At 65.1% G+C, this 13,631-nt stretch carries 12 protein-coding genes; 9 read left to right on the top strand and 3 right to left on the bottom strand.

Annotated features, from left to right (window positions below; translation table 11 throughout):
• Window positions 1-275 precede the first annotated feature (275 nt).
• The 6 genes from ACW179_RS18290 (at window position 276) to ACW179_RS18265 (ending at window position 8,020) form a co-directional block, all read left to right on the top strand.
• The gene (locus ACW179_RS18290) at window positions 276-2,675 is read left to right on the top strand and encodes a TonB-dependent siderophore receptor (RefSeq protein ID WP_492060879.1); all 2,400 of its coding nucleotides are present in this window, start codon (window positions 276-278) and stop codon (window positions 2,673-2,675) included.
• A 67-nt stretch (window positions 2,676-2,742) separates the two neighbouring features.
• A complete protein-coding gene (locus tag ACW179_RS18285) occupies window positions 2,743-4,035 on the top strand; it encodes an MFS transporter (RefSeq protein ID WP_492060878.1) in 1,293 nt (430 codons plus the stop codon).
• Window positions 4,036-4,046: 11 nt separating this feature from the next.
• Window positions 4,047-5,111, top strand: coding sequence for an LLM class flavin-dependent oxidoreductase (locus tag ACW179_RS18280; RefSeq protein WP_492060877.1), 1,065 nt, complete (start codon window positions 4,047-4,049; stop codon window positions 5,109-5,111).
• A complete protein-coding gene (locus ACW179_RS18275) occupies window positions 5,108-5,770 on the top strand; it encodes a cysteine hydrolase family protein (protein ID WP_492060876.1) in 663 nt (220 codons plus the stop codon). The genes ACW179_RS18280 and ACW179_RS18275 overlap by 4 nt, the downstream gene beginning before the upstream one ends.
• Window positions 5,771-5,772: 2 nt before the next feature.
• Window positions 5,773-7,170: a zinc-binding metallopeptidase family protein gene (locus ACW179_RS18270; RefSeq protein ID WP_492060875.1), complete on the top strand. Its 1,398-nt coding sequence runs from the start codon at window positions 5,773-5,775 to the stop codon at window positions 7,168-7,170.
• 37 nt (window positions 7,171-7,207) lie between these two features.
• Complete coding sequence (locus ACW179_RS18265) at window positions 7,208-8,020, top strand: TauD/TfdA dioxygenase family protein (protein WP_492060874.1); 813 nt, start codon at window positions 7,208-7,210, stop codon at window positions 8,018-8,020.
• A gap of 41 nt (window positions 8,021-8,061) precedes the next feature.
• Here ACW179_RS18265 and ACW179_RS18260 read toward each other — a convergent pair whose 3' ends face one another.
• The 3 genes from ACW179_RS18260 to ACW179_RS18250 are packed head-to-tail and all read right to left on the bottom strand — an operon-like array spanning window position 8,062 to window position 10,277.
• Window positions 8,062-8,553 (bottom strand): VOC family protein, encoded by a 492-nt coding sequence (locus ACW179_RS18260; protein ID WP_492060873.1) that lies wholly within the window; start codon window positions 8,551-8,553, stop codon window positions 8,062-8,064.
• Window positions 8,554-8,576: 23 nt separating this feature from the next.
• Entirely contained in the window at window positions 8,577-9,410 is an 834-nt protein-coding gene (locus tag ACW179_RS18255) for an oxidoreductase (protein ID WP_492060872.1), read from the bottom strand.
• A 9-nt stretch (window positions 9,411-9,419) separates the two neighbouring features.
• Entirely contained in the window at window positions 9,420-10,277 is an 858-nt protein-coding gene (locus ACW179_RS18250; protein WP_492060871.1) for a TauD/TfdA dioxygenase family protein, read from the bottom strand.
• Window positions 10,278-10,544: 267 nt separating this feature from the next.
• On the opposite strand from ACW179_RS18250, the gene ACW179_RS18245 reads away from it, so the two are divergent.
• Genes ACW179_RS18245 through ACW179_RS18235 form a run of 3 tightly spaced genes read left to right on the top strand, consistent with a single transcriptional unit; the run spans window position 10,545 to window position 13,630 of the window.
• Window positions 10,545-11,753 (top strand): aromatic ring-hydroxylating oxygenase subunit alpha, encoded by a 1,209-nt coding sequence (locus ACW179_RS18245; RefSeq protein ID WP_492060870.1) that lies wholly within the window; start codon window positions 10,545-10,547, stop codon window positions 11,751-11,753.
• Window positions 11,750-12,538 carry a 4,5-DOPA-extradiol-dioxygenase gene (gene ygiD / locus ACW179_RS18240; protein WP_492060869.1) on the top strand — a complete coding sequence of 263 codons (789 nt, stop codon included), beginning with the start codon at window positions 11,750-11,752 and terminating at the stop codon, window positions 12,536-12,538. The genes ACW179_RS18245 and ygiD overlap by 4 nt, the downstream gene beginning before the upstream one ends.
• A gap of 15 nt (window positions 12,539-12,553) precedes the next feature.
• The gene (locus ACW179_RS18235) at window positions 12,554-13,630 is read left to right on the top strand and encodes an acetamidase/formamidase family protein (protein WP_492060868.1); all 1,077 of its coding nucleotides are present in this window, start codon (window positions 12,554-12,556) and stop codon (window positions 13,628-13,630) included.
• The last annotated feature ends 1 nt before the right edge of the window (window position 13,631 follow it).

Genomic DNA, 13,631 nt, shown 5'->3' with positions numbered 1-13,631 from the left:
AGTGGCCACGATGCCGCTGGGGATGGCCTGGCTTCAAGCCAGCACGGCAACGCTTTCGGCGGCCCCTAGTGCGCGTAGGATCAAGTTGTTTGACCCGGGGTCGAGCGCGATGCCCCTCGGGTGAACAAGAACCGAGCGGCGGAGACATTTCCTTCAAAATGTTAGAGACGGCGTCCCGCCATACAGGCGCGACTGGGTGATGCTCATTCTCGTGAGGCCCCGTCCGGGGATAACCGCCGCAGGCGGTGGGCGCGGTAGCCTCGAGCGAGGACGTTATGTCGAAACAACGACTTCTGATGGCGGGAGCTTCCGCTGTCGTGCTTTTGACCCTGTCCACGGCCGCCTGGGCCGAGGATCCGACAACGGCCAGCGCCGATGCCGTCGACGAGTTGGTTGTCAAGGCGCGGGACAAGGCTGGCCTGCTGGAGAAGCAGCCCAACAATACTGTCTTTGGTCTCGATAAGCCGCTGCTGGAGACGCCGCGTTCGGCCAGCTTCGTCAGCGACGTAACGCTGCAACGTTACGGGATCGAGACGATCGACGGCCTTACGGCCGTTTCGCCCGGCGCCTACACAGCCAGCTTTTATGGGGTGCCGGGCGCACTCAATATCCGCGGAACCCTGGCGGAGAACTATTTCCGCGGTTTCAAGCGCATCGAAAACCGCGGCACATATTCGACGCCGATCGGCGCGGCCGACCAGATCCAGATCGTGCGCGGTCCTCCGACCCCGATCTATGGCTCGGGCAAGGTGGGCGGCATGCTCAACTTCATTCCCAAGTCCGGCAAGAACGAGGGCGGCTATCTGAGCGAACCAATAGGCGAAGTCACCGCCACGTTTGGCTCGTACAACAAGAAGAATGTCACTGCCCAGTTCGGGATGCCGGTCAATGTCGGCACGGTGACGGGCGGCGTCTACGCCTATGGCGAGGTCGAGGATTCCCACAGTTACTACAAGGGGATCTATCCCAAACGCGAGACGGGCGAGATTTCGGCCGACTTTGATCTGGGCAATGGCTGGACGACTGCGATCGGCGGGATGCTCTATCACTCCGACGGCGATGTGCAGACGCCCGGCTGGAACCGCCTTACCCAGGACCTGATCGACAACCAGACCTATGTCACCGGCCGTGACACTACCCTGGTCGATGCGGACAGGAACGGTCGCCTGACGCCCAACGAGATCGGGTTCTATCCCTACGCCAGCGCGCTCTATATTCCCTACTACGGCTTCTACTCGACCGACGCCGTCCACACGCTGGACGCCGGGATAGGGACCACCAAGCTCGACCCGCGCACGGTCTATATCAGCAGCGCCGACTTCTCGAAGACCCGCACCAATACCTTCTACTATGACCTAGCTAAGTCGCTGACCCCGACCAGCGATCTGAAGCTGCAGCTGTTCTACGACGACCAGGAGAACAAGCGCTTCGTCTCGTATGGCTATCCGGCCTGGTTCGACAGCTCGGTCTGGGAAGCGCGCGGGACCTATAATTTTGAGATCGATGCTGGCCTGGTCACCGCCAGGTCGTTCGTTGGCGCCTCGTACCGCAGCTTCGAGGGCCGCCGCCGCGAAAGCTATAACAGCGGCCTGATCGCCCTGGACCGCCGCGACATTGCCTTCGGGGCCACAGGTACGGACATCATCGGCAGCCCGTTCAACGCCGGTGACGGCGTGCAGTGGGAGAACGACAACAAGAGCGACTGGACTCAGGCCGGTGTCTTCTTCACCACCGATATCCAGATCGGCGAGCGCGTGAACCTGATGCTGGGCGGTCGCTATGACGATTATGAAGTCACCTCCAAGGACACCGGATTTCTCAGCTACACCGTGGCCGGAGAGCAGAAGGCCAGCGATACCAAGGGCACCTACACAGCCAGTCTGTCCTACAAGGCTCCGCTGGGCGTGATGCCCTACATCACCTACGCCAAGGCCTCGGCCCTGGAAATGAGCCAGGCGGGCGACATCGCGCCGGGTCTGGTGGCCAGCGACGCCTGGCTGTCGGATTCCGACCTGGCCGAGACAGGCTTCAAGTTCCAGTGGCTGAAGGGCACGCTGGTCGGCTCGCTGGCGGCCTATCGCCAGAACCGCACCCAGCTGGTCAACGGCCCGCCGATCTCGGTCCAGGGTACCCGCGCCAAGGGTGTCGAGCTGGAAGTCCGCTGGCTGGCCAGCGAGAACCTCAGCTTCACCTTCTCAGGCAACTCGCAACGCACCACGATCAAGGGCCCGGACACCTCGTTCCAGTATATTCCGGCCTATACGGCGGGCGTGCCCGGCGCCAGCGCCTATGGCGGCACCTATGTGGTGTGGAGCTTTGCGGGCCTGCCGGGGCGCGGCGGCGACTATGCCTACACCCTCATGCCCAAGTCGGTGGTCAGCCTCTATGGCTCCTATACCAGCGACGCCTATGACTGGGGCAGGGGCGGCGGTTCGCTGGGCGTGACCCATGTGACCAAGACCTCCGGCACGGTCCAGAACGCGGTGACCTATCCGGCCTATGCGGTGGTAAGCGGCTCGGCCTACTACGAGAGGGGTCCCTACACCGCCACGCTCAACATCGATAACCTGTTCGACGAGCTCTACTTCACGCCCGACGCCGACAGCTACGCCAACCTTGGCGCCCTGCCGAGCAAGGGTCGTGAGTGGCGGGTGACCCTCTCGCGCAAGTTCTAGTTCCCACCCGGCGCCGCCGCAGGCGGCGGCGCCGGGCCAAGCTTATGTCAGGAGGCTCGATATGGTGATGTCGAAGACCCAAATGCGGCCCTGGCTTTTGCTGGGCGCGCTGAGCCTGTTGCTGTTCCTGATCACGGCTTCGACCTTCTCGTCGCTGGGCGTTGTGCTGCCTGCGATGATCAAGGAACAGCAGTGGAGCTTTGCCTCCGCCTTCCTCGGCTTCACCCTGCTGGGGGCCTTCTGCGGGGGCTCGTCCTGGCTGCCGGCCATACTGATCCGGCGCATCGGTGTGCGGGCCACGATCATCATCGGGTCGGCTGTGATGGTTGTGGGCTTCCTGTGTCTGGCAACAACGCGGGGTCTGCCAGTCTATCTGGTCGGTACGGCGCTTTTGGGCGTGGGCTATCAGATGATGGCGCTGATCCCCGGCACCCATGTGCTGTCGATGCTGTTCAAGAAGCGGGCCCTGCCGTTCGGCATCTATTTCACCATCGGTTCGCTGGGCGGTGTCGCCGGACCCTGGATGGCCCTGGCCGGCATGGAAGCGGCCGGCGGCGGCTGGCGGCCCTACTGGATGGCCCAGGCAATCGCCGCGGCCGTAGTCGGTGCCCTGTGCGCGGCTCTGGTGGGTGGCCGGGCCTGGCTGGACGCTGCCGCTGTCGACACTGACAAGGCCGTAGCCGAGGATGCCCTAACGGCGACGAGCACCAGCCGCGTTTATCGAACCACAACCGACTGGACCGTGAAGGAGGCCCTCGCCACCCCGCAGTTCTATGTGATCATGGCCGCCTATTTCGCCCACCTGCTGGGCGGAGTCACCGCTGTCAGCCTGGCCCCCAGCCACTTTGGGGAGCTTGGCGTCGCCTCGGCCGTCGCCGTCAGCGCGCTTAGCCTTGAATCCTTGATGCAGGTCGCAGCGCGGCTGGGCGGGGGGCTGATTGGCGACCGTGTGGACCCGCGTTGGCTCCTGGCCGGCTCTCAGGGAATGATGGCGGTAGGCCTGCTGGCCATGGGCGGCGCCACCAGCTGGCCGATGATGATGGTCTTCGCCCTCGGCGTAGGAACCGGTTTCGGCATGACCGTTCTGGCCGTCAGCATCCTGCTCCTGAACTACTATGGCCGACGCAATAATCTGGAGCTGTTTTCGTTGCTTTGCATGGTGGGCGCTGTTTCGGCCCTGGGACCGGTGATCGCCGGCCTGATGCGCGACCGCCTGGGCGGCTTTACGCCGACCCTCCAGATCTTCGCCGTTGTGGTGGGGGTGATCTTCGTGGCGGCCCTGTTCATGCGTCCGCCGCGCAAGGCCGCTCCGGAAGCCGCCGTCGAGCCCTCCGCCATACTCCTACAAGACGCCGCGTAAGGAAGAGCGCCATGTTCCACAGTCCATCCAAGCACAAGGATTTCGGGGTTTTCCTGCCGGTCGCGAATGGGGGCTGGATCATCTCGAAGACGGCGCCAGTGCTCGACGGCCTCTATCAGCAGAACAGGGCCGCTGCGGTTATCGCCGACGAGGTCGGCATGGACTTCGTGATGTCCATGGGCAAGTTCCGGGGCTTTGGCGGCGAGACCGACCACTGGGGCACGGCCCTGGAATCGGTGACCATGATGGCGGGCATCGCCGAGGCCACCAAGACCGTGCGCATCTGGGCCACCATCCATCCCCTGCTGCAGAACCCGGCCGTGGCGGCCAAGATGATCGCCACCCTGGATCACATCAGCGGCGGCCGGGCGGGGCTCAACATTGTGGCGGGTGCCTACAAGGGCGAGTTCGACCAGATGGGGGCCTGGGACGACAGCCTCAGCCATGACGACCGCTATGCCCTGACCGAGGAATGGACCACGATCGTCAAGCGCCTGTGGACCGAGGACAGCGTCGATTTCGCCGGCAAGTTCTTCACGATGAAGGACTGCCAGTCCAGGCCCAAGCCGCTGTCGCGGCCGCGGCCCGAGCTGATCTGCGCCGGCATGTCGGACCGCGGGTTCCAGTTTTCGGTGCGCGAGGCCGACGCCTGTTTCATCGGCGGTCGCACGCCCGAAGAGCGTCGTGACGCCTCGCGCCGGGCCAAGCTGGCCGCCGAGGGCATGGGCAAGACCATCAAGACCTACGCCATGTGCACGGTGGTCCACGCCGAGACCGACGCCAGGGCCCACGCCCTGGTCGAGCACTACAAGGACGGCGCTGACATGGGCGCGATCCTGGCCATGCTGCAAAGCTGGGGCGTGCCGGCCGAGAAGCTGTCCAGCGTGGCGGCCCAGCAGGGCGCGTTCATGACCCAGACGGTGGTCGGGTCGCCCGCCTCCTGCGCCGCCCAGATCGAGGACTTTGTCACCTCCTGCGAGCTGGACGGCCTGATGCTGATCTTCCCGGACTATGTCGAGGGCCTGACCATGTTCGGTTCGGAGATCCTGCCGGGCCTGCGCTCGGTGTTCTCGTGACCGCTGAGACCGCCGCTGCCACAGGAACTGACGGCCTGGCCGCCTGGATCGCGCCGGGCCGCACCGCCGTGCTGGTCATCGACATGCAGGTGGACTTCGCCGCGCCGCATGGCGTGCTGGGCGGCTATGGCGTGGACATGAGCGGGGTCGAGCCGGCCCTGGCCGCTGCCGAGCTGTTGGTGGCCTCCGCCCGTGCGGCCGGCGTGCCGGTGATCTTTGTGGGCCTGTTCACGACGCCGCAAAGCGACTCGCCCGCCTGGAACGAGCGGATGCGGCGTCGCGGCGGCGATCCCGACTCCGACGCCGCCCTGTGCCGGGCCGGAACCCTGGGCGCAGACTTCTATGGCCCCCAGCCGCTGGAGGGCGAGCTGGTGATCGAGAAGGCCCGCTATAGCGGCTTTCTGGGCACGGACCTGGACGAGCGGCTCAAGGCCCTGGCTGTCGACACCCTGGTGGTGGCCGGCCTGACCACCGAATGCTGCGTCGACAGCACCGTGCGCGACGCCTTCAGCCTCGACTATCACGTCTTCGTCGTGGCCGACGCCTGCGCCGCCTATGAGGCCGATATCCATGCGGCCTCGCTGAAGGTGATGGAACTGAACAGCGCGATCCTGACGGAGACCTCAGCGGTCGCGACCGCCTGGAAAGGGGCTGCCTGAGTATGGCCGACGGATTTCCCCCGATGGGCGCCGCTGCGCCCTATACGGTCACCCAGGCCGACCGCGACGCCATCGCCGCCGCCATCAGCCAGGACGAGCTCGTCGAACTGGCCCTGACCCTGGGCAACATCCCCGCCCCGTCGGGCCAGGAGCTGGAGGTCGCCAACTACGTCCATGACTGGATGGCGCGCGAGGGCTTCTCGCCGCGCAAGGTGGGGGCGACGCCCGAGCGGCCCAACATCATCGGCACCTACGGCGGCAAGGGTCCAAATACGGTGGGGGGCAAGAACCTGCTGTTCACCGCCCACCTCGACACCGAGGCCCCGACCTGGAACCCCGATCTGGACGCCTACAAGTACAGCCCTGAAACCCTGGCCAACCCCGAATGGGAAAAGTGCTGGCTGGAGGACGGCAAGCTGTATGGCTATCCGATCGCCAATGATCGTGGCCCGATGAGCTGCTTTCTGATCGCGGCCAAGGCCCTGAAGACGGCCGGCTACGCGCTGGCCGGCAAGATGTATCTGACCGCCTGTCCCGGCGAGATCGGCCCCGAGCCGATCGAGGAGCACCGGGGCATAGCCTATATGGGCAAGGACATCGGAGCCCATTACCTGTTCCACCACGGTGGCGTGGCGCCGGACTATGCCATAGCCGCCGAGGGCTGTGATTTTGGCCTGACCTGGGTAGGTTGCGGCTATGCCGTGTTCCGGTTCCAGGTCTGGGGCGAGGGGGTGTTCACGCCCCTGCTGGACCACCCGGAGACCGCTGCCCAGCACCCCAATCCGATCTACAGGATCGGCAAGCTGACCGACGCCATCCACGCCTGGAGCGGTGAGTGGGAGAAGGCCAGCCGCTATGACAGCCCCGGCGGCGTGGCCCAGCCCAGGTCGCAGATCGCCTCGATCCGGGGCGGCATTCCCTTCGCCTTCGGGGCGGGGACCGAGCTGGTGAACCTCTATCTGGAGGTGGGCCTCAATCCCAAACAGCGCGTCGCCGACGTCCAGCATGCGCTGGAGGCCATGGTACGCGAGGCGGGGCTGGGCCGCATCGACATCGAGCCGGTGGTCGTGCGCCATGGCTTCGAAGCCGACGCCCGCGACGTGGCGCCGCTGGTCGGGGCGGTGGATGTCGCCACCCAGCTGACCCTGGGCCATCCGGTGGCCCTGGCCGATCCGGTCTATTCCAGCATGTGGCGCGACCATAATGTGTTCAACATGCACCGCATCCCGGCCATCACCACGGGGTTCAAGCGCTGGCGTCCGACCCCGCAGGACCTGGTCGACAGCGCCCTGGTCTATGCCCTGACCGCACTGGCGGTGTGCGGCCGGGCTGATCCCGACCAGGACGCGGCCCGGGCTGCCTCGGCTGTCTATCCCGACAATCCGTTCGGGAACGAATAGGGGGCCAAGCCCCGTGCAAGTGTAGGAGAACGGGCCGATGGCCTATGACGTGCTTGACGTAAAGCCGATGACGCGCCGGATCGGTGCCGAGGTCTTCGGGGTCGACCTGGGCAAGCCGCTCTCGAACCGTCAGTTCGAGGAGGTCCACCAGGCCCTGACCCAATATCAGGTGATCTTCTTTCGCGACCAGGAGATGACCCACGACGCGCACAAGGACTTTGGCCGTCGGTTCGGCAATCTGGCGATCCACTCGGGCGTGCCGGGACTGCCCGACCATCCCGAGATCGTCGCCATCCATGCCGACGCCAATTCCAAGTTCGTGGCCGGCGAGAGCTGGCACTCTGATCTCACCTGCGATCCCGAGCCGCCGCTGGGCTCAATTCTCTACATGAAGGTCCTGCCCGAGTTTGGCGGCGACACCTGCTTCGCCAGCATGTACGCGGCCTATGAGACCCTCTCGGACAAGATGAAGGCCTATCTGGAAGGTCTGTCAGCGGTGCATGACGCCAATCCGGTCTATAAGGCGATCTTCCCGGATATCGACCGCACCTATAACTGCTCGACCCATCCAATCGTTCGTACGCATCCGATCAGCGGTCGCAAGAGCCTGTTCGTCAATCCCAGCTACACCACCCACATCGCCGGCCTGCCCAAGGCCGAGAGCCAGGCGATCTTGAGCTATCTCTACCAGCACGCCAGCAACCCGGATTTTCAGGTGCGCTTCCGCTGGAAGGAAAACTCGGTGGCCTTCTGGGACAACCGCTGTACCTGGCACCAGGCGATCTGGGACTATTTCCCCGATACGCGCACCGGCTATCGGGTGACGGTGGCGGGCGACAAGCCGTTCTAAGCAGAAAGCCCAGGCGTTTGATGCGCCTGGGCTTTTTGTCCCTATTCCCGCGTGAAGCTGTCGGGGATGGTCGGGTTCTGCCCCGCCTTGCCCCACAGCACGATCTCGTTGCCCCAAGGGTCGCGGAAGGCGTGGTTATAGCCGTTGAATTCGGCCCAGTAGTGGTCGCGCCATAGCACTTCCGCGCCGAGTTCAACGGCGGTTCCCAGGATGCGCTCAGCGCTGTCGTCGTCGCTGATCAGCACCCAGATGCGCGGCTTGCGGCCCTCGGTGCTGAGGGCTCGCGGCTCGACGCTCGCGGGCTCTGGGTGAGGGCGGGCGTTGTCGGCCTTGAAGATTCCCAGATGCAGGTTGCCGATCTCGCTGTCGGTGCCGTCTGGCCTGGCGAAGAAGCCGCCGGGCACCATGCGGTGATAGAGGCCTTCAGGGCGGGCGTCGTTCTGCCATCCGAAGACCTTGGCGTAGAAGTCGCCGGCGGCCGACGGGTCATCCGAGGCCAGGTCGACGAAGATCAGGGTGTTGGGCTTGTTCACGGTCGAAATCTCTCGGTGAAGGGTCAGGCGTCAAAGCCGATGGAGAGGGTGATGGTCTTCCAGGCGTCGATATCGGCCTGGAGGGCGGCGGCGGCGTAGCCGGCGTATTTCAGGGCGTCCTCGCCCAGCAGCAGGTGCATCGGTGGCTCGTCGAGGTCCGCCACCTGCAGTATGGCCTGCGCCGCCTTGGTCGGATCGCCGGGCTCATGGCCAGCGTGGTCGGCCATGAGCCGCTCAGCGTCGCGCGCCAGACCGTCATAGTCGGCGATCTTGGTCTTCACGATGGTCCTGGAGCCGGCGGCGAAGTCGGTGCGCAGGCCGCCCGGCGCGACATTGACGACCTTGATCCCCAGTTCGGCGACTTCGGCGGCCAGGGTCTGGGTCAGGCCTTCCAGCGCCCACTTGCTGGCGCAATAGACGCCGGTGCCGGCCCAGGTCGCCAGGCCCGACACCGAGGTGATGTTGATGATCCGGCCCGCGCGCCGCGCCCGCATGGCAGGCAGCACGGCCTTCAGCATCGCCAGCGGACCCAGGACATTGGTTTCGAACTGGGCGCGAACCTCATCCAGTGAGGCCTCTTCAACTGCTCCGACCAGGCCGTAGCCGGCGTTGTTGACCAGCACGTCGATCCCGTTGGTCAAGCCTTCCGCTGTCGCAACGCCCAGGCGCACGGCGGCTTCATCCGTCACGTCCAGGACCAGCGCGTGGGCGCGGCCGAAGGCCATGGCTTCGAAGATCGAGACCGCTTCCGGCTTTCGCACCGTGCCGACGACAACGTCACCCCGCGCCAGGGCGGCGGCGGCGATCTCCCGCCCCAGGCCGCCGGACACGCCGGTGACAAGCCAGGTTTTGGTCACCGACCCGCCTCAGTAAGGCTTGTCGCCCTTGACCCACAGCCGGTGCATGGTCCGGAAGTACTTGGTGTCATCATACAGCGTGCCGGTGTGCAGGGTGCAGCGGTTGTCCCACATCAGCAGGTCACCGGCCTTCCACTTGTGGCGATAGACGAACTGCTCCTGGGTCATGAACTCGACCAGATCGTCCAGCAGGGCCAGGCCCGCAGGACCCGGCATGCCGATCACTTCTGTTACCGTCCCGGTCGAGGGCCACAATGCCTTCCGGCCATCGGCTGGGTGGGTTCGGATCAGTGGGTGCTCGACATCGGGATTGGCGGCCTCCATTTCCGGCGACAGCGTCTGCTGGTCGCCGAAGGCGCGGGTCGCCATGAAATGCTTGTAGCTGTGGTGCAGTCTAAGGCCTTCCAGCATCGCCTGCCTGTCGGCGGGCAGCGCATTCCAGGCGGCGCAGCCATCGGCCAGAAGGGTGTCTGAGCCCTCGTCGGGAACCTCGACGGCATAGAGCATGGTCAGCATGACCGGCTCTGGCTTGTAGCTGTAGTCGGTGTGCCAGCCCACGCCGTCGTTGTGAGCACCGATGGGCTGACCGTCGACGATCCGGTTGGAGAGGATGAAGATCTTCGGATAGCCGGGCAGGGTAAAGCGGGTCTGGGTATGGTCCTCGGGATCACCGAACCGGCCGATGAAGCGCATCAGGTCATCCGGCGTCATCTTCTGGTCCCGCACGACGATGGCGCCGTGTCGGTGGAACGTCGCGACCACGTCGTCGATGGCGGCGTCGGAAGCCGTGGGCAGGTCGATCCCCTGGATCTGGGCACCGAAGCCGGGCTTCAGGTCCGTTATCGCGAGTTCGGCGGCGAGCGTCATGGTGTCCTCAAGCGTAGTGTCAAACCGACCCTAGAGGTGTCCGGCGATACGGTCTTGTCTCAGCGCGCCCCACGCTTTTGCCCGCCAGGGCACCGGACGGGGACTTAAGGCCCCGCTTGCGCGCCTTTTGCTCAAACGCGCCCGAGAATGCAGCGTTGGTGGGCACCGCCCCAGAAGCTGACCAACAGATCGTGCGCGCTGGTGCAAGACCACGGGGCGTCCCGCGCCTAGCCTGATGGTCGAAATCCTTCAGGGAGCGCCTCTGTCATGGGCCTCAATTCACCGGCCGGCCTGCTCACCGACGCCTTCATCGACGGGCTCTCGCGCTCAATGGAGGGGGTCGAGACGGCTCAGACCTTGCCGCCAGCCTGCTACACGGATGCGGCCTTCTACGACTTCGAGAAGGAAGCCCTGTTCAATCACGAATGGCTCTGTGTGGGCCGTGTGGACTGGGTCAAGGCACCGGGCGACTACTTCACGACCTCGATCATCGGCGAGCCGATCATCGTCACGCGCAATCGCTCCGACGAGATCAAGGCGATGTCGGCCGTGTGTCAGCATCGCGCCATGCTGGTGGCCGAGGGGCGTGGCAACACCCGCGGCTTCGTCTGCCCCTATCACCACTGGGTCTATTCGCTGAACGGCGACCTGGTGAACGCACCAGCGATGGAGCGCACCTGCGACTTCGACAAGAAGACCATCAAGCTGCCGACCTTCAAGGTCGAGATCTGGCTGGGCTTTATCTTCATCAATTTCGACGCGGACGCTCCGCCCCTGGCCCCCCGCCTGGCGAATGTGGAGGCGGCCATCGCCAATTTCGATCTGTCGGCGGCCGAGGGCCTCAGCCCGCCCATGACCGGGCAGTTCGCCTGGAACTGGAAGGTGATGTTCGAGAACAACAACGACGGCTATCACGCCAACAAGCTGCACCGGGGTCCGCTGCATGACTTCATTCCCAGCGAGCTGTGCAGCTTCCCCGAGGCCGAGCCCGATGACGCCGGCTTCCTGCGCTACAACGGCACGCTCCACCCGGACGCCAGCTTCAATCCCACCCAGAAGGCGGTCCTGCCGATCTTCCCCAAGCTGACCGACGAGGATCGCAACCGCGCGACCTTCGCCAATATTCCGCCGACCCTGTCGCTGGTGATGACGTCAGACATGGTCATCTACCTGATCCTGCGCCCGACCGGCCCGGAGACCATGGAGCAGGACACCGGCATCCTGGTGGCCCCCGGCGCCACCGAGACTCCCGGCTTTGAGGAGCGGCTGGAGATGATCATGACCTCGGCCGGCAAGATCATCGCCCAGGACATGCATGTGGATGAGCTGGTGCAGGTGGGCCTGCGGTCGCGGTTCGCCGTGCGGGGCCGCTACTCCTGGCAGGAGGGGGCCCAGGTGCAGTTCAACCGCTGGCTGACGCCGCGCTATCAAAGGGCCTGGGCGGCGATGAATTCCGGTTCGGAGGTCGCCGCATGAGCCGGCTTCCTGTCGTCTTTTTCGGTCACGGCAGCCCGATGATCGCGCTGGAAACCAACGACACCACGGCGACGTGGAAAGCGATGGGCGAGGCGATCGGCAAGCCCAAGGCCATCCTCTGCATCTCGGCCCACTGGCTGACCCAGGGCGTGGGCGTCACGGCCATGACCGCGCCGCCTACCATCCACGACTTCGGCGCGGGTTTCCCCAAGGCCCTGTTCGACATGCAGTATCCCGCGCCCGGCTCGCCCGAACTGGCGGCGCGGGTGAAAGACCTGCTGGCCCCCCAGCCGGTGGTATTGGACCAGGAGGCCTGGGGCCTGGATCACGGAACCTGGTCGGTGCTCTGCAAGGCCTATCCCGAGGCCGACGTGCCGGTGGTGCAACTGAGCATGGACGCCACCAAGCCCCCGCAATGGCATTTCGACCTGGCCAAGCGCCTGGCACCGCTCCGCGACGAGGGCGTGTTGATCATCGGCACCGGCAACATCGTCCACAACCTGCCGGCCATGAACTGGGGCGAGCGTCACTGCGCGCCCTATGACTGGTCGAAGCGATTCAACGACCAGATCAAGCAGGCCATCCTCGACGATGCGCCGCAGCAGGCCATCGACTTTGCCTCGCAGGGCCAGGACGCCGTCCGCGCCGTGCCGACACCCGATCACTACTGGCCGCTGCTCTATGTGCTGGGGGCTCGACTGCCCGGTGATCAGCCCACCTTCGCCCCCGACCATATCGAGCACGGCTCGCTGAGCATGACCAGCGTCACGCTGGCCGCAACCTGACCCGGAGAGACTGCGATGCCCTTCATCTGCGAACCCGGCCAGACCCGCCCCGACGTGGCTCCCGGCGCCCTGCACACCCTGCGTGCTACACCTGAAACCGTGCACTGGGGCTATTTCGATCCGGCCACCGCCCCGACCCTGCGCATCAAGAGCGGTGATCTGGTTTCGGCCGAGGCCATCACCCATCACGCCGGCGACGCGCCGCACCTGATGATGGACGAGGGCGTGACGCGGATCTTCAGGGAGATCCCCGAAGAAGACCGCAATCCTGGTGTCCACATCATGACCGGCCCGATCTATGTGGAAGACGCCAAGCCCGGCGACGTGCTGGAAGTGCGCTATCTTCGCATGGTTCCGCGCAATAACTACGGCTCCAACCTCGCCGCCAACTGGGGCTATCTCTACAAGGAGTTCGGCGAGAAGGAGCGGGTCACCATCTATGAGCTGGACCCCAACGCCAATACCGCCAGCGCCCTTTATGCCTATGATTTCGAGGGCAAGTATCTGATCCCCGGCACGATCACCAACTGCCCTGAATGTGACCGCCAGCCGGCCCTGGCGGGTATCCGTATCCCGGCCCGCCCGCACCTGGGCACGGCCGGCGTGGCCCCGGCGATCAATGGCCGCACCAGCACCATTCCGCCCGGTGCCCACGGTGGCAATATCGACAACTGGCGCATCGGGGCGGGGGCGACGATGTACTATCCCGTCCAGGTCGAGGGCGGGCTGTTCTCGATCGGTGACCCCCATGTAAGCCAGGGCGACGGCGAGCTTTCTGGAACCGCGATCGAGTCGTCTCTGAACGTCCTGATGCAGATCGTGCTGCGCAAGGATGTCGAGACCCCGGGGCCGTTGCTGGAAACCCCCAAGTGGTGGATTGTTCACGGCTTCAACGAGGATCTCAATGTCGCCATGCGGGATGCTTCGCTTAACATGCTGACCCTGCTTAGCGACCATGTCGGCCTGAGCAAGAACGACGCCTATTCGTTGATGAGCGTCGCTGCTGACTTCGGCGTCACCCAGGTGGTTGACGGCAAGCAGGGCTGCCATGTGCGGATCCCGCGCGACATCTTCCCCAAGAAGGGTGGCTAGG

This window comes from Caulobacter sp. AVps18, assembly GCF_058681425.1.
Note: the sequence above shows the minus strand (reverse complement) of the source record. Positions and strands in the feature narration are given on the sequence as shown.

Coding starts and splice junctions, on each gene's coding strand:
- ACW179_RS18290 (WP_492060879.1), top strand. CDS start 276: ATGTCGAAACAACGACTTCTGATGGCGGGAGCTTCCGCTGTCGTGCTT.
- ACW179_RS18285 (WP_492060878.1), top strand. CDS start 2,743: ATGTCGAAGACCCAAATGCGGCCCTGGCTTTTGCTGGGCGCGCTGAGC.
- ACW179_RS18280 (WP_492060877.1), top strand. CDS start 4,047: ATGTTCCACAGTCCATCCAAGCACAAGGATTTCGGGGTTTTCCTGCCG.
- ACW179_RS18270 (WP_492060875.1), top strand. CDS start 5,773: ATGGCCGACGGATTTCCCCCGATGGGCGCCGCTGCGCCCTATACGGTC.
- ACW179_RS18265 (WP_492060874.1), top strand. CDS start 7,208: ATGGCCTATGACGTGCTTGACGTAAAGCCGATGACGCGCCGGATCGGT.
- ACW179_RS18250 (WP_492060871.1), bottom strand. CDS start 10,277: ATGACGCTCGCCGCCGAACTCGCGATAACGGACCTGAAGCCCGGCTTC.
- ACW179_RS18245 (WP_492060870.1), top strand. CDS start 10,545: ATGGGCCTCAATTCACCGGCCGGCCTGCTCACCGACGCCTTCATCGAC.
- ygiD (WP_492060869.1), top strand. CDS start 11,750: ATGAGCCGGCTTCCTGTCGTCTTTTTCGGTCACGGCAGCCCGATGATC.
- ACW179_RS18235 (WP_492060868.1), top strand. CDS start 12,554: ATGCCCTTCATCTGCGAACCCGGCCAGACCCGCCCCGACGTGGCTCCC.